The organism is Acinetobacter sp. 1294243 (assembly GCF_000588015.1).
Lineage (GTDB): Bacteria > Pseudomonadota > Gammaproteobacteria > Pseudomonadales > Moraxellaceae > Acinetobacter > Acinetobacter pittii.
This window is the reverse complement of record NZ_JFXG01000057.1, coordinates 1-820: the sequence shown is the minus strand read 5'-3', so window position 1 is coordinate 820 and position 820 is coordinate 1. Positions and strand designations below refer to the sequence as shown.

General features: G+C 34.6%; 1 pseudogene. It reads right to left on the bottom strand.

What is annotated here, in order from left to right:
• Positions 1-737: pseudogene (locus J655_RS24150) on the bottom strand (IS4-like element ISAba1 family transposase); the annotation flags it as partial.
• Between the last annotated feature and the right edge of the window lie 83 nt (positions 738-820).

Sequence of the window (820 nt, the reverse complement as noted above, 5' to 3'; positions counted from 1 at the left end):
AGCATTGGCATTAAACTGAGGAGAAACGACGAGTAAAAGCTCTCCATTTTCTAACTGTAGTGCACTTATATATAGTTTCACCCGACCAACCAAAATCCGTCGTTTACGACATTCAATTTGACCAACTTTAAGATGGCGAAATAAATCACTAATTTTATGATTCTTTCCTAAATGATTGGTGACAATGAAGTTTTTTTAACACGAATGCAGAAGTTGATGTCTTGTTCAATTAACCATGTAAACCACTGCTCACCGATAAACTCTCTGTCTGCGAACACATTCACAATACGGTCTTTACCAAAAATGGCTATAAAGCGTTGAATCAAAGCAATACGCTCTTTCGTATCTGAATTTCCACGTTTATTAAGCAATGTCCAAAGGATAGGTATCGCTATTCCACGATAAACGATTGCGAGCATCAGGATATTAATATTTCGTTTTCCCCATTTCCAATTGGTTCTATCTAAAGTCAGTTGCACTTGGTCGAATGAAAACATATTGAAAATCAACTGAGAAATTTGACGATAATCAAAATACTGACCTGCAAAGAAGCGCTGCATACGTCGATAAAATGATTGTGGTAAGCACTTGATGGGCAAGGCTTTAGATGCAGAAGAAAGATTACATGTTTGCTTTAAAATAATCACAAGCATGATGAGCGCAAAGCACTTTAAATGTGACTTGTTCCATTTTAGATATTTGTTTAAGATAAGATATAACTCATTGAGATGTGTCATAGTATTCGTCGTTAGAAAACAATTATTATGACATTATTTCAATGAGTTATCTATTTTTATCGTGTACAGAGGATATTTGTTTA